The organism is Stenotrophomonas sp. GD03680, assembly GCF_029844625.1.
GTDB lineage: Bacteria > Pseudomonadota > Gammaproteobacteria > Xanthomonadales > Xanthomonadaceae > Stenotrophomonas > Stenotrophomonas maltophilia_P.
In genome coordinates, this window is record NZ_JAOCKC010000004.1 from 252,339 (window position 1) to 272,334 (window position 19,996).

Annotated in this window: 20 protein-coding genes; 5 read left to right on the forward strand and 15 right to left on the reverse strand. The window is 68.5% G+C overall.

The features are described 5' to 3' along the window. Positions 1-6: 6 nt before the first annotated feature. Together N5J29_RS07505 and N5J29_RS07510 are read left to right on the forward strand one after the other, a co-directional pair. Complete coding sequence (locus N5J29_RS07505; RefSeq protein WP_164152041.1) at positions 7-1,152, forward strand: glycosyltransferase family 4 protein; 1,146 nt, start codon at positions 7-9, stop codon at positions 1,150-1,152. Next, the gene (locus N5J29_RS07510; protein WP_164152039.1) at positions 1,145-2,002 is read left to right on the forward strand and encodes a polysaccharide deacetylase family protein; all 858 of its coding nucleotides are present in this window, start codon (positions 1,145-1,147) and stop codon (positions 2,000-2,002) included. The genes N5J29_RS07505 and N5J29_RS07510 overlap by 8 nt, the downstream gene beginning before the upstream one ends. A gap of 85 nt (positions 2,003-2,087) precedes the next feature. Here N5J29_RS07510 and glmM read toward each other — a convergent pair whose 3' ends face one another. The 5 genes from glmM to trpB all read right to left on the reverse strand — a co-directional run bounded on the left by glmM (position 2,088) and on the right by trpB (position 7,247). Beyond that, on the reverse strand, positions 2,088-3,452 hold the full coding sequence (glmM, locus tag N5J29_RS07515) for a phosphoglucosamine mutase (protein WP_053520077.1): 1,365 nt from the start codon (positions 3,450-3,452) through the stop codon (positions 2,088-2,090). Then, entirely contained in the window at positions 3,452-4,327 is an 876-nt protein-coding gene (accD, locus tag N5J29_RS07520; RefSeq protein ID WP_053520076.1) for an acetyl-CoA carboxylase, carboxyltransferase subunit beta, read from the reverse strand. The genes glmM and accD overlap by 1 nt, the downstream gene beginning before the upstream one ends. A 205-nt stretch (positions 4,328-4,532) precedes the next feature. Then, positions 4,533-5,342, reverse strand: coding sequence for a tryptophan synthase subunit alpha (gene trpA / locus N5J29_RS07525; RefSeq protein WP_053520075.1), 810 nt, complete (start codon positions 5,340-5,342; stop codon positions 4,533-4,535). A 1-nt stretch (position 5,343) separates the two neighbouring features. Next, positions 5,344-6,033: a hypothetical protein gene (locus N5J29_RS07530; protein ID WP_164152037.1), complete on the reverse strand. Its 690-nt coding sequence runs from the start codon at positions 6,031-6,033 to the stop codon at positions 5,344-5,346. Further along, the gene (trpB, locus tag N5J29_RS07535; protein ID WP_053520073.1) at positions 6,030-7,247 is read right to left on the reverse strand and encodes a tryptophan synthase subunit beta; all 1,218 of its coding nucleotides are present in this window, start codon (positions 7,245-7,247) and stop codon (positions 6,030-6,032) included. The genes N5J29_RS07530 and trpB overlap by 4 nt, the downstream gene beginning before the upstream one ends. Before the next feature lie 96 nt (positions 7,248-7,343). Between trpB and N5J29_RS07540 the strand changes: the two genes are divergently transcribed. Then, on the forward strand, positions 7,344-8,231 hold the full coding sequence (locus N5J29_RS07540) for a LysR family transcriptional regulator (protein WP_053520072.1): 888 nt from the start codon (positions 7,344-7,346) through the stop codon (positions 8,229-8,231). 23 nt (positions 8,232-8,254) lie between these two features. Here N5J29_RS07540 and N5J29_RS07545 read toward each other — a convergent pair whose 3' ends face one another. The 8 genes from N5J29_RS07545 to prmB all read right to left on the reverse strand — a co-directional run bounded on the left by N5J29_RS07545 (position 8,255) and on the right by prmB (position 16,261). Continuing rightward, positions 8,255-8,911 (reverse strand): phosphoribosylanthranilate isomerase, encoded by a 657-nt coding sequence (locus tag N5J29_RS07545; RefSeq protein ID WP_053520071.1) that lies wholly within the window; start codon positions 8,909-8,911, stop codon positions 8,255-8,257. Continuing rightward, complete coding sequence (gene truA / locus N5J29_RS07550) at positions 8,908-9,678, reverse strand: tRNA pseudouridine(38-40) synthase TruA (RefSeq protein ID WP_053520070.1); 771 nt, start codon at positions 9,676-9,678, stop codon at positions 8,908-8,910. Before truA ends, N5J29_RS07545 begins: the two co-directional genes overlap by 4 nt. A 32-nt stretch (positions 9,679-9,710) precedes the next feature. Beyond that, positions 9,711-10,070, reverse strand: coding sequence for a VOC family protein (locus tag N5J29_RS07555; protein WP_074900255.1), 360 nt, complete (start codon positions 10,068-10,070; stop codon positions 9,711-9,713). A 26-nt stretch (positions 10,071-10,096) separates the two neighbouring features. Continuing rightward, positions 10,097-12,013: a FimV/HubP family polar landmark protein gene (locus tag N5J29_RS07560; RefSeq protein ID WP_164152034.1), complete on the reverse strand. Its 1,917-nt coding sequence runs from the start codon at positions 12,011-12,013 to the stop codon at positions 10,097-10,099. A 70-nt stretch (positions 12,014-12,083) separates the two neighbouring features. Continuing rightward, a complete protein-coding gene (locus tag N5J29_RS07565) occupies positions 12,084-13,112 on the reverse strand; it encodes an aspartate-semialdehyde dehydrogenase (RefSeq protein ID WP_053516858.1) in 1,029 nt (342 codons plus the stop codon). 89 nt (positions 13,113-13,201) lie between these two features. Continuing rightward, entirely contained in the window at positions 13,202-14,239 is a 1,038-nt protein-coding gene (locus tag N5J29_RS07570) for a D-glycerate dehydrogenase (protein ID WP_053516856.1), read from the reverse strand. Then, a complete protein-coding gene (gene aroC / locus N5J29_RS07575; RefSeq protein WP_053516854.1) occupies positions 14,232-15,335 on the reverse strand; it encodes a chorismate synthase in 1,104 nt (367 codons plus the stop codon). Before aroC ends, N5J29_RS07570 begins: the two co-directional genes overlap by 8 nt. Next, complete coding sequence (gene prmB / locus N5J29_RS07580; protein WP_053516852.1) at positions 15,332-16,261, reverse strand: 50S ribosomal protein L3 N(5)-glutamine methyltransferase; 930 nt, start codon at positions 16,259-16,261, stop codon at positions 15,332-15,334. Before prmB ends, aroC begins: the two co-directional genes overlap by 4 nt. A 122-nt stretch (positions 16,262-16,383) precedes the next feature. On the opposite strand from prmB, the gene N5J29_RS07585 reads away from it, so the two are divergent. Both N5J29_RS07585 and asd read left to right on the forward strand, forming a co-directional pair. Beyond that, positions 16,384-17,034, forward strand: a complete 651-nt coding sequence (locus tag N5J29_RS07585) for an SCO family protein (protein ID WP_065174897.1) — start codon at positions 16,384-16,386, stop codon at positions 17,032-17,034. Beyond that, a complete protein-coding gene (gene asd / locus N5J29_RS07590) occupies positions 17,031-17,873 on the forward strand; it encodes an archaetidylserine decarboxylase (protein WP_053516850.1) in 843 nt (280 codons plus the stop codon). Before N5J29_RS07585 ends, asd begins: the two co-directional genes overlap by 4 nt. 61 nt (positions 17,874-17,934) lie before the next feature. On the opposite strand, the gene N5J29_RS07595 is transcribed toward asd, so the two are convergent. Together N5J29_RS07595 and N5J29_RS07600 are read right to left on the reverse strand one after the other, a co-directional pair. After that, positions 17,935-18,282, reverse strand: coding sequence for a ribonuclease E inhibitor RraB (locus N5J29_RS07595; RefSeq protein ID WP_164152032.1), 348 nt, complete (start codon positions 18,280-18,282; stop codon positions 17,935-17,937). Positions 18,283-18,305: 23 nt separating this feature from the next. After that, the gene (locus tag N5J29_RS07600) at positions 18,306-19,916 is read right to left on the reverse strand and encodes a transglycosylase SLT domain-containing protein (protein ID WP_065174896.1); all 1,611 of its coding nucleotides are present in this window, start codon (positions 19,914-19,916) and stop codon (positions 18,306-18,308) included. Between the last annotated feature and the right edge of the window lie 80 nt (positions 19,917-19,996).

The following is a 19,996-nucleotide window of genomic DNA, read 5'->3' on the forward strand; positions in this document are numbered from 1 at the left end:
GTCCGCATGAAACGTTCGCTGCGCATCCTGCACACCGAAGCCGCCAAGGGAATGGGCGGGCAGGAGATCTACATCTTCCGCCACATGCAGGCCATGCGCGCGCGCGGCCACGACGTCTCGCTGCTGTGCCAGCCCGAGGCACGGCTGGCGCAGCTGGCGCGCGATGACGGCTTCACCGTGCATACGCTGCGCATGGGAGGGCTGGCGCGCCTGCTGCGCGGCATCTGGTCGGTTTCGCGCCTGGTGCGCCGCGAACGCTATGACGTGGTGAACACCACCAGCCGTCGCGACGCCTTGATTGCCGCCGCCGGCGCCCGCCTCGGCGGTGCGCCGCTGGTGGTGCGCTCGCGCCACCTGATGAGTCCGGTCAACTCGCTGCTGACCTATACCGGCCTGCCGCACCGGGTGCTGACCGTCAGCAGCTTCGTCAAGCAGCTGCTGGCCGACCGTGGCATTCCCGCTGAGCGCATCGGCATCGTGCCGCCGATCGCGGTTCCACCGCGCTGGACCGATATCCGCAAGGAAGATCCGTGGCAGTGCCTGCAGGACGTGCGTGCCGAAGTCCGTGCCGAGCTCGGCTTCGGCGAACAGGACATCGTGGTCGGCTGCGTGGCGGTGCTGCGCGAGCCCAAGGGCCATGCCGATCTGCTGCAGGCAATGGTGCCGCTGTGCAAGGCCAATCCGAACCTGCACCTGGTGGTGATCGGCGACGGGCAGCCAGTGATGGAGCACCTGCAGGCGATGTGCGCCGAGCACGGCCTGCAGTCGCAGGTCCACCTGCTCGGCTACCGCGACGGCGCCTGCCGGCTGATGGCCGGCTTCGATATCTTCGCCCTCGCCTCGCACAAGGAAGCCGCCGGCACCGTGTTCCTGGAAGCGGCGTACGTCGGCGTGCCGATCGTGGCGACGCGGGTTGGTGGCGTGCCGGAGATGGTCGTGGACGGCAGCAATGCGATCCTCACCCGGCTGGGCGACAATGCTGCCCTGACGGGCGCTCTGCGCCTGCTGGTGGACGATCCGGAACGGCGCCGGCAGATGGGCCGTGCCGGCTGGGAATGGATGCGCGCTGCGCACCGCTTCACACCCACCGGCCACGGCGAGACCACCGAACACTACTACCGCCAGTGGCTGAAGGAGCTGGGACATGGCTGATGCCCGAACCGTACCGGTGCTGATGCACCATCACGTCAGTCCGTCGCCCGGCATGATCACGGTGTCGCCGGAGAATTTCGAAAGCCAGATTGCCTGGCTGGCCAACAGTGGCTGGACCTCACTGACACTGGAGCAGTACGCCGGGTTCCTGGCCGGCAGGCCGGTGCCGCGCCGGTCGATCGTCATCACCTTCGACGATGGCTACCTGGACAACTGGGTCTACGCGCATCCGATCCTGCAGAAGTACGGCATGCACGCGGTGGTGTTCGTGGTCACCGGATGGATGGGCGAAGGCCCGGTGCGGCCGCATGCAGGCCTGCCCGGCGCGGTACTGCCGGCAACGCCGGACCATCGCGGCTGCGAGGCCGCCATCTACGAGCAGGGGCGCAGCGACGATGTGATGATGCGCTGGAGCGAAGCGCGCGCGGCGATCGACGCGGGCACCTTCGAGGTGCATTGCCATACCCACACCCATACACGCTGGTTGCGCCGCGACGACCTGGACCGCGCGCAGCGCCGGGCCGGCATCAGCAACGACCCGGCCCTCTCGCGCCAGGTCCTGCAGGACAAGCTGGGCGCAGTTTCGGACACATTGTGCTGGCCGTACGGTGACTTCGACGATGACCATGTCGAAGTCGCGCGCGAGCAGGGGTTCCGTTACCTGCATACCACCCACCCGTTCGGCCGCAACGTGATCGGCGGCGATCCCGAGCGCATCTACCGCTTCGCGATCCGCAACCGGCCGGCCAGCTGGTTGCGCAAGCGCATCGCGCAGAGCTACAACCCGTTGATCGCGCCGCTGTTCAACGGCTTCAAGGCCCGCCAGAAGAAGATGGTGCCGGGCCCCTGAGTCCGCCTCGGCCCAGCAGCGGCCCCCTGAACAGAAAACGCCCCGGTCGTCCGGGGCGTTGTCCGTTGCGGAACCACCTGCGGGCTCAGGCCGCGGCGGCGGCCTTCACTGCGGCCGACAGGCGATCCAGCGTGTCCTGCATCAGTGTTGCGTCATCGGCCTCGACCGTCACCCGCACCACCGGCTCGGTGCCGGACGGGCGCAGGAATGCGCGCCCACGGCCGGCCACGGCCTGCTGCGCCTCCAGCAGTGCCGACTGCACGCTTTCGGCCTGCACGGTGGTCTTGGCCGAGACATTGCCCAAGCGCACGTTCACCGTCTTCTGCGGGACCTTCACCAGCGGCTGCAACGCCTGCCGCAGCGTCTGTCCGCTGCTGCGCAGCGCAAGCAGCACCTGCAGCGCACTGACGATGCCGTCACCGGTCGTGGCCCGGTCCAGGCACAGCAGATGGCCCGACGCTTCGCCACCGAGCACGCCGTCACCTTCGATCAGTGCCTGGTGCACGTAGCGGTCGCCCACGTTGCTGCGCTGGAACGGAATCTGCAGGTCGGCCAGCGCCTTCTCCAGTCCATAGTTGCTCATCAGCGTGCCGACCACCGGCCCACGCAGGCGACCTTCCGCCTGCCAGGTGCGTGCCAGGATGTACAGCAGATCATCGCCGTCGACCGGATTGCCCTGGTCGTCAGCCATCAGCACGCGATCGCCGTCACCGTCGAAGGCGATGCCGAGATCGGCACGGGTCTCGCGGACCTTGGCGGCGAGGTTGTCGATATGGGTCGAACCGACGCCGGCATTGATGTTCACCCCGTTCGGCTCGGCACCGATGCCGATGACCTCGGCACCCAGCTCGCGGAACAGCAGCGGGGCGATCTGGTAGGTGGCACCATGCGCGCAGTCCAGCACCAGACGTACGCCACGCAGATCGAACGCACGCGGCACGCTGGCCTTGCAGAACTCGATGTAGCGGCCTACCGCCTCGCGCGCGCGCGACGCCTTGCCCAGCCGCTCCGATTCGGCCGTGGTGAACGGCACGTCCAGTGCGGCTTCCAGCGCCAGTTCGGTGGCGTCGTCCAGTTTCTCGCCCTGTGCGGAGAAGAACTTGATGCCGTTGTCGTAATGCGGATTGTGCGAAGCACTGATGACGATGCCTGCATCAACGCCCAAGGTGCGGGTCAGGAACGCCACCGCCGGGGTGGGCATCGGGCCCAGCAGCTGCACATCTGTGCCGGCGGCGACCAGGCCCGCCTCCAGCGCCGCCTCGAACATGTAGCCGGAAATGCGGGTGTCCTTGCCGATCACCACGATCGGGCGGCGCCCGTCCTGGCCGTGCCGGGCCACCAGCACGCGGCCCAGCGCATTGCCCAGGCGCAGCACGAAGTCGGCCGAGATCGCTCCCTCACCGACACGTCCGCGGATGCCATCAGTACCGAAGTACTTGCGGCCTCCCATCAAGCCACCTCCGGCGCCGGCTGGCGGCCCAGCATCGCCAGCAGGTCGGACAGGCGGTCACGCATTTCGCGGCGGTCGCAGATCTGGTCGATGGCACCATGCTCCAGCAGGAATTCCGAACGCTGGAAACCTTCCGGCAGTTTCTCGCGCACGGTCTGTTCGATCACGCGCGGCCCGGCGAATCCGATCAGCGCCTGCGGCTCGGCGATGTTGATGTCACCCAGCATCGCGAACGAGGCCGACACGCCGCCGGTGGTGGGATGGGTCAGCACCGAGATGTACGGCAGGCCGGCTTCACGCAGCTTGCCCAGCGCAGCCGAGGTCTTGGCCATCTGCATCAGCGAGAACAGGCCTTCCTGCATGCGCGCGCCGCCACTGGCGGAGAAGCAGACGTAAGGCGCGCCGATCTCCACGGCAGCCTCGGCCGCCAGCGAGAAGCGCTCGCCGACCACCGAACCCATCGAACCGCCCATGAAGGCGAAATCGAACGAGGATGCGACCAGCGGACGGCCCTTGAGCAGGCCGCGCATGGCGATCAGCGCGTCGTACTCGCCGGTGTTCTTCTGCGCGATCTTGATGCGCTCGCTGTACTTCTTCTGGTCCTTGAACTTCAGCAGGTCGGTCGGCCCCAGGCGCGCACCGATCTCGGTGGTGCTGTCCGCATCGAACAGCGCGGCCAGGCGCGCGCGCGCGCGGATCGCCATGTGGTGACCGCACTTCGGGCAGACCTCCAGGTTCTCTTCCAGTTCCGGCCGGTACAGCGCGCTGCCGCAGTTGCTGCACTTTTCCCACAGGCCCTCGGGGACGCTGCGCTTCTTGCTGGGGGTGTTGTCGGTGCGGATGCCGGACGGCATCAACTTGCTGAGCCAACTCATGCGGGAGGACACTTCCGTTCAGGGCGGCCCGGGGGCCGCAAAGGCGGACAGTCTAGCTCCGCTTTCCCCGCCCGTGCACCCCTTGCCGGCCTGTGGGCGGCGGCGGAAAAACCATGCTGGGACGTACGTTTAGCGCAGGCAGCGCCGGGCCACGCCCGGCGGATACGCCGTAGCGCGCACCGCCGGGCATGGCCGGGCGCTGCCGTCAGGCGTCCAGGGCCTGGCGCAGGGGCGCCAGGAATGCGTGCGCCCGCTGGGCCGCCTCTTCGGCCGAGGTCGCTTCGGCCAGTGCCGCGACCAGGGCGCTGCCCACCACCACACCGTCTGCCTCGCGCGCCATGGCCGCCGCACTGGCGGCATCGCGGATGCCGAAGCCGGCCACCACCGGGACCGTGGCCCGTTCACGCAGCGCCTGCAGGCGTACGCTGGCGGCCTCGCTGTCGAGGCGGTCGGACGCACCGGTGACACCGGCAAAACTGACGTAGTACAGGTAGCCCCGCGCCAGCGCGAGCAGTTTGTCCGCGCGTGCCGGGCTGGTGGTCGGGGAGGCAAGCAGGACCAGGGCCAGGCCTTCCGCATCAAAGGCCTGCTGGGCTTCGCCGGCTTCCTCCGGCGGCAGGTCGACCAGCAGCACGCCATCCACGCCGGCGGTCACCGCGGCCTTGGCAAATGCCGCGTAGCCATGGATCTCCACAGGATTGAGATAGCCCATCAGCACCACCGGCGTCTGCGCATCGCGCTGGCGGAACTGCGCTACCGCCTGCAGGACGTAACGGCTGCCTGCACCGCGCGCCAGCGCACGTTCGGAACTGCGCTGGATGGTCGGGCCGTCGGCCATCGGATCGGAGAACGGCACCCCCAGTTCGATCACATCGGCGCCCGCCTCAACCAGTGCATGCATGACCGGCACGGTTGCTTCCAGCAGAGGATCGCCAGCGGTGACGAAGGGAATCAGTGCCTTGCGCTGCTGTTCGCGCAGGCGCTGGAAACAGGCGTCGAGTCGGGATACGGGCATGTCAGATACATCCTTCGATCAGGTCAACGGCGCCGCTGGCGCCCCAATGCATTCTGGATACGGTGCCATCCACGATCTCCACGCGGATCGCCAGATCGGAACCGGGGTCCTGCCAGAGCAGGGATTCGCCGGCGTCGGCATCAACGCCCAGCGCAGCTGCGATGACGCCCCGCGGCATCTGCTGCAGCACCTGCGCACGCGGCATGTCCAGGCGCAGTCCGAACGGCCCGGGCTGGGTCACCACCAGGCCCGAATCGTCGATCGGAGCCAGGTCGAAACGCACCACGTTGCCGTCCTGCACCAGCATCGCCACGCCCTCGGGCAGCGTGCCGCGCTCGTAATAGTCGCAGCGCCCGGCCGTCGCCTCGGCGAGGCCCGCCGAGTGCCACTGCGCCTCGGCCTGCAGTTCGCTGAAAGGCTGGCCGATCAGCACCTCGCCGGCATGGTCCAGCGCGACCGAAGCCACCGTCGGCGCGGCCCCGTCATCCGTGACCTCCCCTGCTGCAGGCAACGGTGCATCCTCGATCGGGTGATGGGCGGCATCGTCGTCGTTGCTGGCCACCTGGCGGGCCGGGGCGATGGCCGCCGGAGACGTCGCCGCGGGCGCCAGCACCGGCGGATCGGGCGGCGTGCAGCCGCCCAGCCCCACCGCCAGTACCAGCGCGCCGCCATGGCGCAGCATGGGCCTCACAGCACCAGCCCTTCGCGTGCGGCGATGGTATGCACGTCCTTGTCGCCACGCCCGGACAGATTGCACAGCACGATCTGGTCGCGCGGACGCTCGCGCGCCAGCTTGATCGCCTGCGCCAGCGCGTGGCTGGACTCCAGCGCCGGCAGGATGCCCTCGGTGTGTGCCAGCAGATGGAACGCCTGCAGCGCTTCTTCGTCGGTGATGCCGAGATAGCGCGCGCGCCCGCTGTCGGCCAGGAACGCGTGCTCCGGGCCGACCCCCGGATAATCCAGGCCGGCCGACACCGAGTGGGTCTCGATGATCTGGCCGTCGTCGTCGCACAGCACGTAGGTGCGGTTGCCATGCAGCACGCCTGGACGCCCTGCCGCGATCGAGGCGGCATGGCGGCCTGTGTTGATACCGTCACCGGCCGCTTCGGCGCCGACGATCTCGACCTGGCGGTCGTTGAGGAAGGCATGGAACAGGCCGATCGCGTTGCTGCCACCGCCCACGCACGCCGTGATCGCATCCGGCAGCCGGCCGTACTCGGCCAGCATCTGTTCGCGCGCTTCGCGGCCGACGATGGCATTGAAATCGCGCACCATGCGCGGATACGGGTCCGGGCCCGCCACGGTGCCGATGATGTAGAAGGTGTCCTGCACGTTGGTCACCCAGTCGCGCATCGCTTCATTGAGCGCATCCTTCAGGGTCGCCGAACCGGAGGTGACCGGCACCACCGTCGCGCCGAGCAGCTTCATCCGGTAGACATTGATCTTCTGCCGCTCGATGTCGGTGGCGCCCATGTACACCACGCACTCCAGGCCCAGGCGTGCGGCAACGGTGGCGCTGGCGACGCCATGCTGGCCGGCGCCGGTCTCGGCGATGATGCGCGTCTTGCCCATCCGCGCCGCCAGCAGCGCCTGGCCGATGGTGTTGTTGATCTTGTGCGCGCCGGTGTGGTTCAGGTCCTCGCGCTTGAGCAGGATCTGTGCGCCGCCGACGTGGTCGCTCAGGCGCTGGGCATGATAGATCGGGCTCGGCCGGCCCACGTAATGAGCCAGATCGCGGTCGTAGGCCGCCTGGAACGCGGGGTCCTGGCGGGCCTGGTCATAGGCCTGGGCCAGCTCCTGCAGCGGACCGACCAGGGTTTCGGCGACAAAGCTGCCGCCATAGCGGCCGAAGTGGCCCTGGGCATCCGGGAAGGCGTGGTAGTCGGCAATGGGGGAGGCAGACATGGCAGGGACCGGTGATTCAGACAGGTGGATACTCTAGCGCACGGGTCATGACCGGAAAATGGATATTATCTGGCACCTATCGTCAGGAAATCTCACATGAGCCGATCCCTGCTGCCGCCACTCAATGCCCTGCGCGCGTTCGAGGCCACCGCCCGTCTGGGCGGTGTGGGCCGCGCCGCGCAGGACCTGCATGTCACCCACGGTGCAGTCAGCCGGCAGCTGAAGCTGCTGGAGGATCATCTGGGCCTGGCCCTGTTCCAGCGCGCCGGGCGTGGCCTGCGCCTGACCGCATCGGGAACACTGTTGCAGGCGGCCTGCAGCGAAGCCTTCGCCGGCATCGAAGACTGCGTGCGCGAGCTGCGGCGGCCCGCGGCGTCGCCAGCGCTGGTACTGGGCTGCAGCGGCAGCGTGCTGGCGCGCTGGATGATTCCGCGCCTCCCCGCCCTGCAGGCCGCACTGCCCGGTGTGCGCCTGCAGTGGTCGGCACTGGACGGTAGCTTCACCGAGGCGCAGGCGGCACTGGATGCGGTCCTGCTGCTGGCGCAGGGGCCGTGGCCACGGGGCTGGCAGGTGCGCGAGCTGGCGCCCGAGCGGGTGGGCGTGGTGGTGGCACCGTCACATCCGGCGGCGCAGCGCCTGCGCCATGTGCCGCCCTCGGCACTGCTGCAGGAGACGCTGCTGCACACCAGCTCACGGCCACAGGCGTGGCCGACGTGGGCGCAGGCGCACGATCTCGACCCCGCCCGGCTGCGGCTGGGCACGGGTTTCGAACACCTTTACTACCTGCTGGAAGCGGCGGTGGCAGGGCTGGGTCCAGCGATCGCGCCGGAGCCGCTGGTCGCTGAGGATCTCGCGGCAGGCCGGCTGCTGGCCCCATGGGGTTTCGCCGCCACGGGCGGCTTCTGGGTCCTGGCGCGGCCGGAGGGCCAGGCCGACGCACGCGTCGACGCCCTGGCGGACTGGGTCGCGGCCCAGCTGAGGTAACGTGACGCCGCAGCCTCCCGGTCCTACTCCAGCACGGTGCAGTCGGCGCGGCGCACTTCCTCGACGAAGGTGCGCATCCTGTAGCCGTCCTTGATGCCCGGCTCCAGTTCAATGCCGCTGGAGACGTCGACGCCCCACGGCAGGGTCGCCAGCACCGCGTCGTACACGTTGTCCGGGGTCAGACCGCCGGCCAGCAGGAATGGCCGATGCAACCCGGTCGGGATGCGGGTCCAGTCGAATGCAACACCGGTACCGCCACCGCCCCCCGGTGCATGGCTGTCGAACAGGAAGCCGGCCGCGCTCGGATAGCGCAGTTGCAGGGTACGCGCGTTGACTTCCTCACGTCCCCCCATCGCGACCGCCTTCAGGTAAGGCATGTTGAAGCTGCGGCAGAAGCTCTCGTCCTCCTCGCCATGGAACTGCAGCAGGGTGGGCCGCACGGTGCGCAGCACTTCGCGCACCTCTTCCTTGCTGTTGTTGCGGAACAGCGCCACCACGTCGACCATCGGCGCGATCGCCTGGCGCATCGCGCGCGCTTCGGCGGGCGCAACCCGGCGGCTGCTCTCGCGGGCGAAGATGAAACCCACCGCATCCACGCCGAGCTCGCCGGCCAGGCGCACGTCGCCGGCACGGGTCATTCCACAGAACTTGATGCGTGTACGGTAGTAGGAGCGGCTCATAGCGTGACCTCGGCGGGCAGATGCCAGTTGTCGGGGTACAGCGGTCCAAGAAACACCAGGCCCTGCGGCGGTGCAGTGGGACCGGCTACGGTGCGATCCCTTCCGGCCAGCAGCTCGGCGATCCACTCCACCGGTTTCTCGCCGCTGCCGACCAGGATCAGCGAACCGACGATATTGCGAACCATGTGATGAAGGAATGCATTGCCCTGTACCGCCACCTCGATCACCTCGCCGTGGCGGCTGACCTGCAGTGACTGCAGCTCGCGCCGCGCATGCAGGGCCTGGCACTGGACCGAGCGGAACGCGCTGAAGTCGTTCTCACCCAGCAGCGCCTGCCCGGCCGTGTGCATCAGCGTTGCGTCCAGTGCACGACGCTCCCAGCTCAGCGTCTGCCGGTCCAGCGCCGGCCGTACTTCGCGATTGAGCAGCCGGTAACGGTAGCGGCGCGCCCGCGCTGAGAACCGCGCATGGAAATCCTCCGCCACCGGTACGCACCAGCGCACCGCGATCGAGCGCGGCAGGCGGGTGGTGGTACCCAGCATCCAGGCGCGCGGGTCGCGCACTACGTCGGTATCGAAATGCACGACCTGGCACTGGCCGTGCACGCCGGCGTCGGTTCGGCCAGCGCAGACCACCTGCAGCGGCGCGTCGGCCACCGAAGACAGGGCCTGCTCAAGACTGGCCTGGACGCTGGGACCGCCCTCTCCCAGGTTCTGCCAGCCTCTGAAATCGCTGCCGTCGTACTCGACGCCAAGCGCATAACGCATGTGCTACCTCGATGTTGCGGAGTGGACGACGCTCAGGCCGGATCGCGTTCCGACCAGACCGCCAGTTCATTGCCACCGGGTTCGACGAACTGGAAGCGGCTGCCGCCCGGGAAGGAGAACACCGGCCGCACCACCTCACCACCCGCCTGGCGCACGGCCATTTCGGCGGGGGCCAGCTGATCGGCGTACAGCACCAGCAGCGGGGCACCTTCAGTGGCGCGTTGCGGCTGGCCGCGGAAGAAGCCCCCCTGCAGGCGACCATCGTCGAAGGCGGTGTAGTCGCTGCCGTAATCGACGAACGACCAGCCGAACACCTTCTCGAAGAAGGCACGGCTGGCGGCCGGGTCGCGGGACGCGAACTCAACATAGTCGATGCGACGCTCGCGGGTCATGGCAGGGTCCTTGTCGAAGGTATCGGTCACGGCAGTCGGGCCAGCAGCTCGCGCGCCTGCGCCTGGCAGTCCGGGTCGCCCCCTTCGGCAACCTCCAGCAGCAGGGTACGCGCGGTCTGTGCGTCGCCCAGATCCAGGTAGGCGATCGCCAGCTCCAGGCGTTCCTGCCCGGCGCGGGGCGACCAGGTGTCGCCGGCATCCTCCACCGACGGGGCGTCGTTGTCCTGCAGATCGGCGGGCAGGTCGAACACGCCGCGGAACTGCGGCTGCTGCTCGGCATGCAGCGCGTAGTCCGGGACCGAAACCCCGGAATCGGCTTCCTGGGCAGTCGGCCGGCCAACACCCCTCTCGTCCACCGGTTCGTCCCAGCGCGGCAGGTCGGTCACGGGTTCCGGCAACGGTGCCTCGTCCTTGCCATCGCCCGACGGCTGCTTGTCCGTGCCGCCCGATCCGTCTTCGGATCGGGCGTCGGCGATCGTCGCCCAGGCCGGCATCGCCGGCTCCTGGCGCCCGCTGTCGGCATCGGCGGTAGACCACGCAGACTGCTCGGCCAGCGTATCGAGCGCGGCACCGGCCGGCACGGCCGCCGCCAGAGCTGCAGCATCGTCCTCCTCGCGCAGCGGCGGCAGCGGCGATGGCTTGCGACGGCGCAGCAACCATGCGGCGCCTGCCAGCACCAGCAGCACCGGCAGTCCCAGCCAGTACCACGGCGTTCCGGCGTCACGCGCGCCCGGCGCCTGTGCCAGCCGTTGCTGGGCCGCCGCCAGGTCGTTGTCCTTCATCGCGATCAGCGACTGCTGCTGTGCCTTCAGCGTTTCCAGTTCGGCCACACGCTGTTTCAGCTCGCCGATCTCGGCATCGCGGGTGGCGATGTCCTCGCGCGCCTGGCGAAGTTGTTCGTTGCCCAGCATGTCACCCTCGCTGCCGGCTCCGGTGCCGGTGGTTGTGCCCGCGTGCGCTGCGTCGGACGCCAGCGCCGGGGCGATCTCAAGTCGTGCCCCGGCCGCGGCGGCCGGAGAAGTGGCCCGCGCAGCGACCGCAGGTGCAGGAACGCCTGCCGGCTGCGGCACGGTACGCGCCTGCCGCCACTGCGCGGCGTGTTCGCGGACCAGGGCACCGGCTTCGGCCGCATCCACAGCCGCCAGCGCGTCACTGCCGGGCATGCGCAGTACCGCACCCTGTTTGAGCAGGTTGATGTTGCCCCGGATGAAGGCCTCGGGATTGGCACGCAGCAGCGCAATCATCGCCCGGTCGCGGCTGACCTGGTTGCCGCGGGCGACCGCGCTGGCGATCTGCGACAAGGTCTGCCCGCGCTGCACGGTAATGCTGCCATCGGCAGCCGGCGGCAACGACGGTGCAGCGGCAGCGCGCGGACGCACCGGTGCAGCCGCCGTGGTCGCACTGGCCGGCGTCCCGCCCTGTGCAGGCGCCGGTACCGCCGCCTCGGCGGGCGGATCGCGGGCGATGGTATTGGAGAGCGTGCCCGCCGGTGCGACGATTTCCGGTTCCGCCACGGCCAGCGCGCTGGAGGGCGCATCGATCAGGGCCGAATACTCGCGCACCAACCGTCCCTGCCCCCAGTCGGCCTCGACCAGGAAGCTCAGCGACGGCGTCTCCACCGGCATCTGCGAGGTGACCCGCACCACGGCCCGCCCCTGCGCATTGCGGGTCAGCTCGAACTGGAGCTCGCCCACCAGGCCGGTCGGCTGTTGCAGGCCGACACGTTCGAACGTGGCTGGCGATGCCAGCGCCACGCGCAGATTCTCCAGCTCCGAAGGATCGGCGGACACCACCGGAATCTCCGCCAGCAGCGGCTGACCGGGTCTGGACAGGACGCGGATGTCGCCCAGCCCCAGCGCGAACACCGAACTGCTGGCCAGAGCCAGCAGTGCGGCAGACAGATAGGTGAGCGGGCGCGATGCGCCCTTGGCCCGTTTATTCATGGGCGACACTATAAAGCGTGCGGACCGGGGTCCGCACGCACAGAGCAGCCCAGGGCGCCCGGGCTGTCGATCAACGCTGCTCGGCAGCGACCAGCTCTGCCAGCTGCACCGCGTTCAGGGCTGCGCCCTTGCGCACGTTGTCCGACACGATCCACAGATTGAGGCCACGCGGATGCGACAGATCCTCGCGGATGCGGCCGACGTACACCGCATCGGTGCCCGATGCGTGGGTGACCGGCGTCGGATAGCCGCCGGCTTCATGGCGGTCGACCACCTCGATGCCGGGCGACTGTTCAAGCAGCGCACGGGCCTCGGCCACGGTGACCTTGTCGCGGGTCTCGATCGCCACCGACTCGGAATGGCCGTAGAACACCGGCACGCGCACCGCGGTCGGGTTCACCAGGATGCTGTCGTCGCCCAGGATCTTGCGGGTTTCCCACACCAGCTTCATTTCTTCCTTGGTGAATCCGTTGTCCTGGAAGTCGTCGATGTGCGGGATCAGGTTGAAGGCGATCTGCACCGGGAAACGCTGCGGATCGATCTCCTGGAAACTCAGCAGCTGGCCGGTCTGCTTGCCCAGCTCCTCCAGTGCGGAGCGTCCACCGCCGGACACCGACTGATAGGTGGAGACGTTGATGCGCTCGATGCCATAGCGACGATGCAGCGGCGCCAGCGCGACCAGCATCTGCATGGTCGAGCAGTTGGGGTTGGCGATGATGCCGCGCGGACGATTGCCGATCTGGTCCGGATTGACCTCCGATACCACCAGCGGCACGTCATCGTCGTAACGGAAGGCCGAGGAGTTGTCGATCACCACCGCACCGGCGGCGGCGAACTTCGGTGCGTACTCCTTGGAGACGCTGCCACCTGCGGAGAACAGGGCGATCTCCACACCCTTCGGATCGAAGCTCGCCAGGTCCTGGATCCTGACCTTCTCGCCGTTGAACTCGACCTCACCACCGGCCGAACGCTCGGAGGCAAGCAGGCTCAGGGTTCCGACCGGGAAACCGCGCTCGGCCAGGATGGCCAGCATGGTCTCGCCGACGGCGCCGGTGGCACCGACGATGGCGACATGGAAGCGGCGTTGTGCATTGCTCATGGGGGAACTCTCAAGAAAACGGATGGGAAAAATTCACGCACGACAGCTGGGTTCGGGGAACCTCCTCGGACGGAACGCGCGGAGGCTCCCTATCGTTTCCCGTTTTTTTTGCCCAGGGCGGCACGTGCGGCCAGCGCCGCGTCGGCATTGATCGCGCTCGGCATGTGCGCCGGCCCGCCGGCCAGGCCGAGCGCGGCCAGCAGGTTGTCCACGGCCCGCTGCACCATCGCCGTACGCGTGGCCAGCGAAGCGCTGCCGATGTGCGGGGTCAGCACGACGTTGCGCAGCGCCAGCAGTTCCGGGCGTACGGCCGGCTCGCCTTCGTAGACGTCCAGCCCGGCAGCGGCCAGGCGCCCATGGGCCAGTGCATCGGCCAGCGCTGTTTCGTCGACCAGGCCTCCGCGCGCGATGTTCACCAGCGTGGCCGTCGGTTTCATCTTCGCCAGCGCAGCGGCGTCGATCAGGTGGTGCGAGGCCGGGGTGTAAGGCAGCACGAGCACCAGATGGTCGGACTGCGCCAGCAGCGTATCCAGATCGACATAAGCGGCACCGACTGCTGCTTCGGCATCTGCTGGCAGTCGCGAGCGGTTGTGGTACAGCACCTTCATGCCGAAACCATGCGCGCCGCGACGGGCGATGCCCTGGCCGATCCGCCCCATGCCGAGAATGCCCAGGGTGCTGCCGTGGATGTCGGCACCGAGCATGGTCTGGAACGACCATTGCTGCCAGTGCCCTTCACGCAGCCAGCGTTCGGATTCGGTGATCCGGCGCGCGGCGGCCATCAGCAGTGCGAAGCCCAGATCGGCGGTGGTCTCGGTAAGCACGTCGGGGGTATTGCTGGCCAGGATGCCCGCCGCGCTGAGCGCGGTCACATCCAGGTTGTTGTAGCCCACGCCGACGTTGGCAACGACCTGCAGCCGCGAGGCATTGGCCAGCTCGGCCGCGCCGATACGCTCGTTGAGGGTGATGATCGCGCCATCGGCGCTGGCCAGTTGTGCGGCGATCTGCTCAGGCGACCACACGGTGACGGCGTCGGTGGTGCGCAGCTGCACGCGATCACGCAGCGGCGCGATGGCCGCCTCGATCAGCGGCTGGCTCACCCACACCGTCGGCCGCGTTTCAGCCATCGACCTGCCCGGGAATGCGGGGCGTGATGGTGCCGACATCGCCGCATTGCGCGCGGTGACGCAATGCCTGGTCCATCAGCACCAGCGCCACCATCGCTTCGGCGATCGGCGTGGCGCGGATGCCGACGCAGGGATCATGGCGGCCAGTGGTGACCACTTCGACCACGTTGCCGGCGGTGTCCAGCGATGGGCCCGGCAGGCGCAGGCTGGAGGTCGGCTTCAACACCATCGACGCAACCACCGGCTGGCCGGTGGAAATGCCGCCCAGGATGCCGCCCGCGTGATTGCTGGCGAAACCCTGCGGGGTCAGCAGGTCACGGTGTTCGGTGCCCTTCTGGGCCGCGCTGGCGAACCCGTCGCCGATCTCCACGCCCTTGACCGCGTTGATGCTCATCAGCGCCGCCGCAAGCTCGCCATCGAGCTTGCCGTAGATCGGCTCGCCCCAGCCCGGGGGCACGTTGTCGGCAACCACGTCCACGCGCGCGCCGACCGAATCGCCGGACTTGCGCAGCGCATCCATGTACGCCTCCAGCTCCGGCACCTGCGCGGCGTGCGGCCAGAAGAACGGATTGTCTTCCACCGCCGACCAGTCGAAACCTGCAGGAGTGATCCCGCCCAGCTGCGACAGATACCCGCGCACGGTGACGCCGAAGCGCTCGGCCAACCACTTCTTGGCGACCACGCCCGCGGCCACGCGCATGGTGGTCTCGCGCGCCGAGGAACGGCCACCGCCCCGCGGATCGCGGATGCCGTACTTGTGCCAGTAGCTGTAGTCGGCATGGCCCGGCCGGAACTGCTGGCCGATGTTCGCGTAGTCCTTGCTGCGCTGATCGGTGTTGCGGATCAGCAGCGCGATCGGCGTGCCGGTGGTCAGGCCCTCGTACACGCCGGACAGGATCTCGACCTCGTCGGCCTCGCGCCGCGCCGACGTGTGCCGGCTCTTGCCGGTGGCACGGCGCTGCAGATCGTGGGCAAATTCGGCCGCGTCCAGCGCCAGCCCGGGCGGACAGCCATCGATCACGCAGCCGATGGCCGGCCCGTGCGACTCGCCGAACGTTGTGACGGTGAACAGCTTGCCGAACGAATTGGAGCTCACGGCCGTTGCGCCGCCAGTTCGGTGATGCGGGCGCTGTGGGCGATCAGCTCGCGGCATTCGACCGCGAAAATGCCCATCTGCCCGACCTTGAACTCGATCCAGGCGAAGTCCACTTCCGGCAGCAGCTTGACCAGGTGCTGCTCGGACTCGCCCACTTCGCAGATCAGCAGGCCGTCCTCGCTCAGGTGCAGCGGCGCATCGCGCAGGATCTTCAGCACCAGGTCCAGGCCGTCATCGCCGGCACGCAGGCCCATTTCCGGCTCGTAGGAATATTCCTGCGGCAGGGCATCGGTCTCGTCGTTGGTGACGTACGGCGGGTTGGTGACGATCAGGTCGTAATGGCGGCCGGTCAGGCCACTGAACAGGTCGGACTTGATCAGCGTGACGTTGTGCGCCTGCAGGCGCTCCTTGTTCTCTTCGGCCAGCGACAGTGCGTCGTCGCTCAGGTCCACGCCGTCCACCTCCCAGTTCGGGTAATAGTGGCCCATTGCGATGGCGATGCAGCCCGAACCCGTGCACAGATCCAGCGCGCGGCTGACGTCGCGGCCGGCCAGCCATGGTTCGAAACCACACTCGATCAGCTCGGCGATCGGCGAACGCGGCACCAGGGCGCGCGCGTCGCTCTTGAAGCTCAGGCCGGCGAACCACGCCTCGCCAGTCAGGTAGGCGGCCGGGATACGTTCGTCGATGCGGCGCTGGAACAGCTCCAGCACCCGCACCTTCTCCTCCTGCAGCAACCGCGCCTGGCCATACGCCGGGCCCAGGTCATGCGGCAGGTGCAGGCTGTGCAGCACCAGCTGGGTCGCCTCGTCCAGGGCGTTGTCGTAGCTGTGCCCGAAGGTCAGCCCGGCGGCGTTGAAACGGCTGGTGCCGTAGCGGATCAGGTCGATGATCGTGTGGAGTTCGGCGGCCGTTTCAGCGGTCATGGCGGTACTGCGGGCAAAGTGGCCCCCGATTATAGGGGCTGGCGCCTGCGCCGGCATCCGTTGCGACGGAAACGATCAGGCCGCAGCCGGTATGATGGGGACCACTTCGCGCGGGGGCTCCCATGTTCAATCGCAACGTCGGCATCATCCTGCTGATCGCCCTGGCGGCGGGCCTGGGCCTGCTCGCCGCGCAGCAGGTCTTTGCTCCGAAGCCCCCGGCCGGCCAGCCGGCCACCGAAGCGATCACCCTGTACCCGCAGCCGCGCGAGCTGCCCGACTTCAACCTGGCCCAGTCCGATGGCACGCGGCTCATTCCGGGCGAGTTGAAGGGCCATTGGACCCTGGTGTTCCTGGGGTTCACCTTCTGCCCCGACGTGTGCCCGACCACCCTGGCCGAACTGGCCGGTGCGCAGCAGCAGTGGGAAGCACTGCCCGACGGGCTGCGTCCGCGGGTGCTGTTCGTCTCCGTCGATCCCGAGCGCGACAGCGCCACCCGCCTTGGCGAGTACGCGCACGGCTTCCACAAGGACACCCTGGCGGCCACCGCCGACGTCCCTTCGCTGGAACGCTTCGCCACCGCACTGGGCTTCGTGTTCCAGAAGGTGCCGGGCAAGCATTTCGATGAGAATCCCGAGGATTACACCGTCGAGCACTCGGCCAGCCTGGCCGTGCTCGATCCGCAGGGCCGGCTCGCCGGCCTGGTGCGCCCCCCGTTCAACGCGCCGGCGATCGCCCGCGACCTGCAGAAGCTGACCGAGAAAACCGCCCCATGAGCCTCACCACCGCCCTGACATACGCCCTGCCCCATCGCCTGTTGTCCTCGATGGCGCGCTCGCTGGCGTACTCGGACAACCCGCGCGTGTCGCGCTGGCTGATCGACACCGTCAGCCGCAGGTTCAACGTCAATCTGGACGAAGCCGCCAACCCCGACCCGCGCAGTTACGCCACCTTCAACCAGTTCTTCACCCGTGCGCTGAAACCGGGTGCACGCGTGGCCGATGCCGATCCGCGCACCCTGGTGATGCCGGCCGACGGCCGTGTCAGCCAGCTCGGCAACATCGAGGCCGGCCGCATCTTCCAGGCCAAGGGCCAGTCGTTCACCGCCGCCGAGCTGCTGGGCAGCGCCGAGGACGCCAAGCCGTTCAACGACGGCCTGTACGCGACCGTCTACCTGTCCCCGCGCGACTACCACCGTGTGCACATGCCCTGGACCGGCACCCTGCGCGAGACCGTGCATGTGCCAGGCCGCCTTTTCAGCGTGGGTCCGGCCGCCGTGGCAGGCGTGCCACGCCTGTTCGCACGCAACGAGCGCCTGGTCTGCCATTTCGATACCAGCTTCGGCCCGATGGTGAGCGTGATGGTCGGCGCGCTGCTGGTCTCCGGCGTGGAGACAGTGTGGAGCGGCGAGGAGATCCCTCAGTACGGTGACCGCATCACCCGCAAGGACTATCGCGGCCAAGGCATCCGCCTGGAGCGCTTCGCGGAGATGGCACGCTTCAACTATGGCTCGACCGTGGTCGTGCTGCTGCCGCCGGGCGTGGCGGAGTTCGCTCCACACCTGGCTGCGGAGTCACCGGTGCAGCTGGGCCAGGCCCTGGCCACGCTGCGCTGACAATCCCGCCACCGGGTTGCTGCGCAGCGCCGGGCACGCGCCCGGCACTACGCACAGGCCCCTACTGCAGGGTGGGGGCCGGGCCGACGTCCATGCCGTCGTAGTCTTCCACACCCATCTGCGCTGCCAGCGCTGCCAGCTCCTGGTTGCGGCGATCCAGCGACGCTTCGTCGTGGACCTCCACGCGCTCCACATGCAGCACGTGGAACGGCGCGTCCCCCTCGTCCGGCTCCTGCTCGAACACCTCCACCAGGGTGTAGCCCTGCGCCTGCAGATGCGCGGCCAGTGCCTGCAGCGGCTTGGCAGTGGAATGCACGAAGAAATAGCCCCACAGCAGCGGGCCGCTGATGTCCCAGTCGGTGTTTTCGCGCAGATTGGCGAACAGGTTGCGGGTTGCTTCAAGGTCCATGGCAGTTCCAGAGGTCGTGGAGATTACTTTTCGCAGCCCTGCAGCTTCAGCACCTGGCCGTGGCGCAGGCTGTAGGCCGGTGCCTTCAGACCGTTGGCGCGTGCCAGCGTCGGCACGTCGCACTGGAACTTGGCCGCGATGCGGCCCAGCGTCTCGCCGCGGCCGACCTTGTAGCTGCGTGCCGGCTTCGGTCGCGCGGCCGGTGCCGGCCGAGGCGCGGCCACTGCCGCCACCGGTGCGGTCGGTACGCTGGTCGAACTGGCTGCATCGGCCACCGGCACCACGCCGCCCACCGCCACGCTGCCGGTGTAGCTGGCAGCGCTTGGCCGCACGATGGCGGCATTGAGGTCGGCCGTGATCAGGGTGCGCGCCAGGTCGGCACGCGGTCCGCTCACGCAGTTGCGCTGATACAGGCTCGCGATGCGGGTGGTTGCGTTGATCAGGGTGCCGGCCGGAATCCAGCCATCAGCCTCATAACGCGGATTGAGGTTGCGCAGCGCACGCATGTAGCCATCTCGGGTGCCGTGGCTGCCCAGGCAGATCGTCAGCTCGTAGATGGTGGTCGAGCGCGCCAGGCGCAGGGTGGCCGGCTGCGCGCTGATCTTCGGGAACTCCACGCCGTACTGCTGGGGGTGCAGGAAGATCCACGCCGCAGCGATCACCATCGGCACGTAATCCTTGGTTTCACCGGGGAACTGGTTGTAGACACGGTCGACCCAGAAGCTCTGCCCCGGATTCTCGCGCGCCACGCGCAGGGCGCGCCCTTCACCCCCGTTGTACCCGGCCAGCGACAACTCGATGTTGTTGTTGAGCTCGCGCATGCGCTCGTTGAGATAGGTCGCACTGGCTTCAGCAGCGCTGTGGGCATCGAAGCGGGTATCGAACCCGGTGCCGTCCGGACCGAGGCCGAAACGCCGCCCGGTGGCCGGCATGAACTGCATCAGGCCGGCGGCGCCAGCGCGCGAGGACGCATGCACGCGGCCATTGGATTCCTTGGCCATGATGCCGAACAGGAGCGCTTCGGGCAGGCCGCGCTTCTCCCACTCCGGCCACATCACGGCACGCAGGTTCTGGTAGTTCTCGTAGCTGGTCAGCAGCGCCGGACGCATGTCGGTCAGCCAGCGGCGGATGCCGGCCTGGACGGCCGGGTTGTACTCGACCATGTTGTCGAAGGCGTGCCGCTTGTCGTTGAGCAGTGCCGCTGCGCGTGCGGCTTCCGGCACGTCGGCGGTCAACGGACCGATATGGTCGGGGTCGGCTTCCAGCCGCTCGGCGGGCAGTTCACCGCCCTCGTCTTCCGCGGCCGCATCGGCATCGCGCTTGAGCAGGCGCTTGTAGGTGGCCAGCATGTTGCTCATCTGGCAACCCTTCTGCTTCACGCACTCACTGATGACATCCTCCATGTCCTCCAGCGCCGCGTCGGCCTCGTTGCTGCCCTTGGGGTCGGCGTTGGCCACCAGCAGCAGCGCATCGCTGTAACGCTTCTCGGCAGCCGTCATGCGCTGCTGCAGGGCATCTACCTTCACTTTGTCCCGGGCGGAAACCCGCTGGGCGTGGGCATCGGGGGCCAGGGAAACCAGGCCAGCCAGGGCCAGCAACGGCCAGGTGCGGGAAATCAGGACAGGAACGGGCATTTTTGGCACTGTGTGCGAAACAGGCAGGCAGAGTAGCGGCGCCGCCAAGGTCGGGGCAAGCCGACCTTCGGGCCGTCATC

Coding starts and splice junctions, on each gene's coding strand:
- glmM (WP_053520077.1), bottom strand. CDS start 3,452: ATGGGAGGCCGCAAGTACTTCGGTACTGATGGCATCCGCGGACGTGTC.
- N5J29_RS07600 (WP_065174896.1), bottom strand. CDS start 19,916: ATGCCCGTTCCTGTCCTGATTTCCCGCACCTGGCCGTTGCTGGCCCTG.
- trpB (WP_053520073.1), bottom strand. CDS start 7,247: ATGTCTGCCTCCCCCATTGCCGACTACCACGCCTTCCCGGATGCCCAG.
- asd (WP_053516850.1), top strand. CDS start 17,031: ATGAGCCTCACCACCGCCCTGACATACGCCCTGCCCCATCGCCTGTTG.
- trpA (WP_053520075.1), bottom strand. CDS start 5,342: ATGCCCGTATCCCGACTCGACGCCTGTTTCCAGCGCCTGCGCGAACAG.
- N5J29_RS07545 (WP_053520071.1), bottom strand. CDS start 8,911: ATGAGCCGCTCCTACTACCGTACACGCATCAAGTTCTGTGGAATGACC.
- N5J29_RS07585 (WP_065174897.1), top strand. CDS start 16,384: ATGTTCAATCGCAACGTCGGCATCATCCTGCTGATCGCCCTGGCGGCG.
- N5J29_RS07595 (WP_164152032.1), bottom strand. CDS start 18,282: ATGGACCTTGAAGCAACCCGCAACCTGTTCGCCAATCTGCGCGAAAAC.
- N5J29_RS07570 (WP_053516856.1), bottom strand. CDS start 14,239: ATGGCTGAAACGCGGCCGACGGTGTGGGTGAGCCAGCCGCTGATCGAG.
- prmB (WP_053516852.1), bottom strand. CDS start 16,261: ATGACCGCTGAAACGGCCGCCGAACTCCACACGATCATCGACCTGATC.
- N5J29_RS07540 (WP_053520072.1), top strand. CDS start 7,344: ATGAGCCGATCCCTGCTGCCGCCACTCAATGCCCTGCGCGCGTTCGAG.
- N5J29_RS07560 (WP_164152034.1), bottom strand. CDS start 12,013: ATGAATAAACGGGCCAAGGGCGCATCGCGCCCGCTCACCTATCTGTCT.
- N5J29_RS07510 (WP_164152039.1), top strand. CDS start 1,145: ATGGCTGATGCCCGAACCGTACCGGTGCTGATGCACCATCACGTCAGT.
- accD (WP_053520076.1), bottom strand. CDS start 4,327: ATGAGTTGGCTCAGCAAGTTGATGCCGTCCGGCATCCGCACCGACAAC.
- N5J29_RS07565 (WP_053516858.1), bottom strand. CDS start 13,112: ATGAGCAATGCACAACGCCGCTTCCATGTCGCCATCGTCGGTGCCACC.
- truA (WP_053520070.1), bottom strand. CDS start 9,678: ATGCGTTATGCGCTTGGCGTCGAGTACGACGGCAGCGATTTCAGAGGC.
- N5J29_RS07505 (WP_164152041.1), top strand. CDS start 7: ATGAAACGTTCGCTGCGCATCCTGCACACCGAAGCCGCCAAGGGAATG.
- N5J29_RS07555 (WP_074900255.1), bottom strand. CDS start 10,070: ATGACCCGCGAGCGTCGCATCGACTATGTTGAGTTCGCGTCCCGCGAC.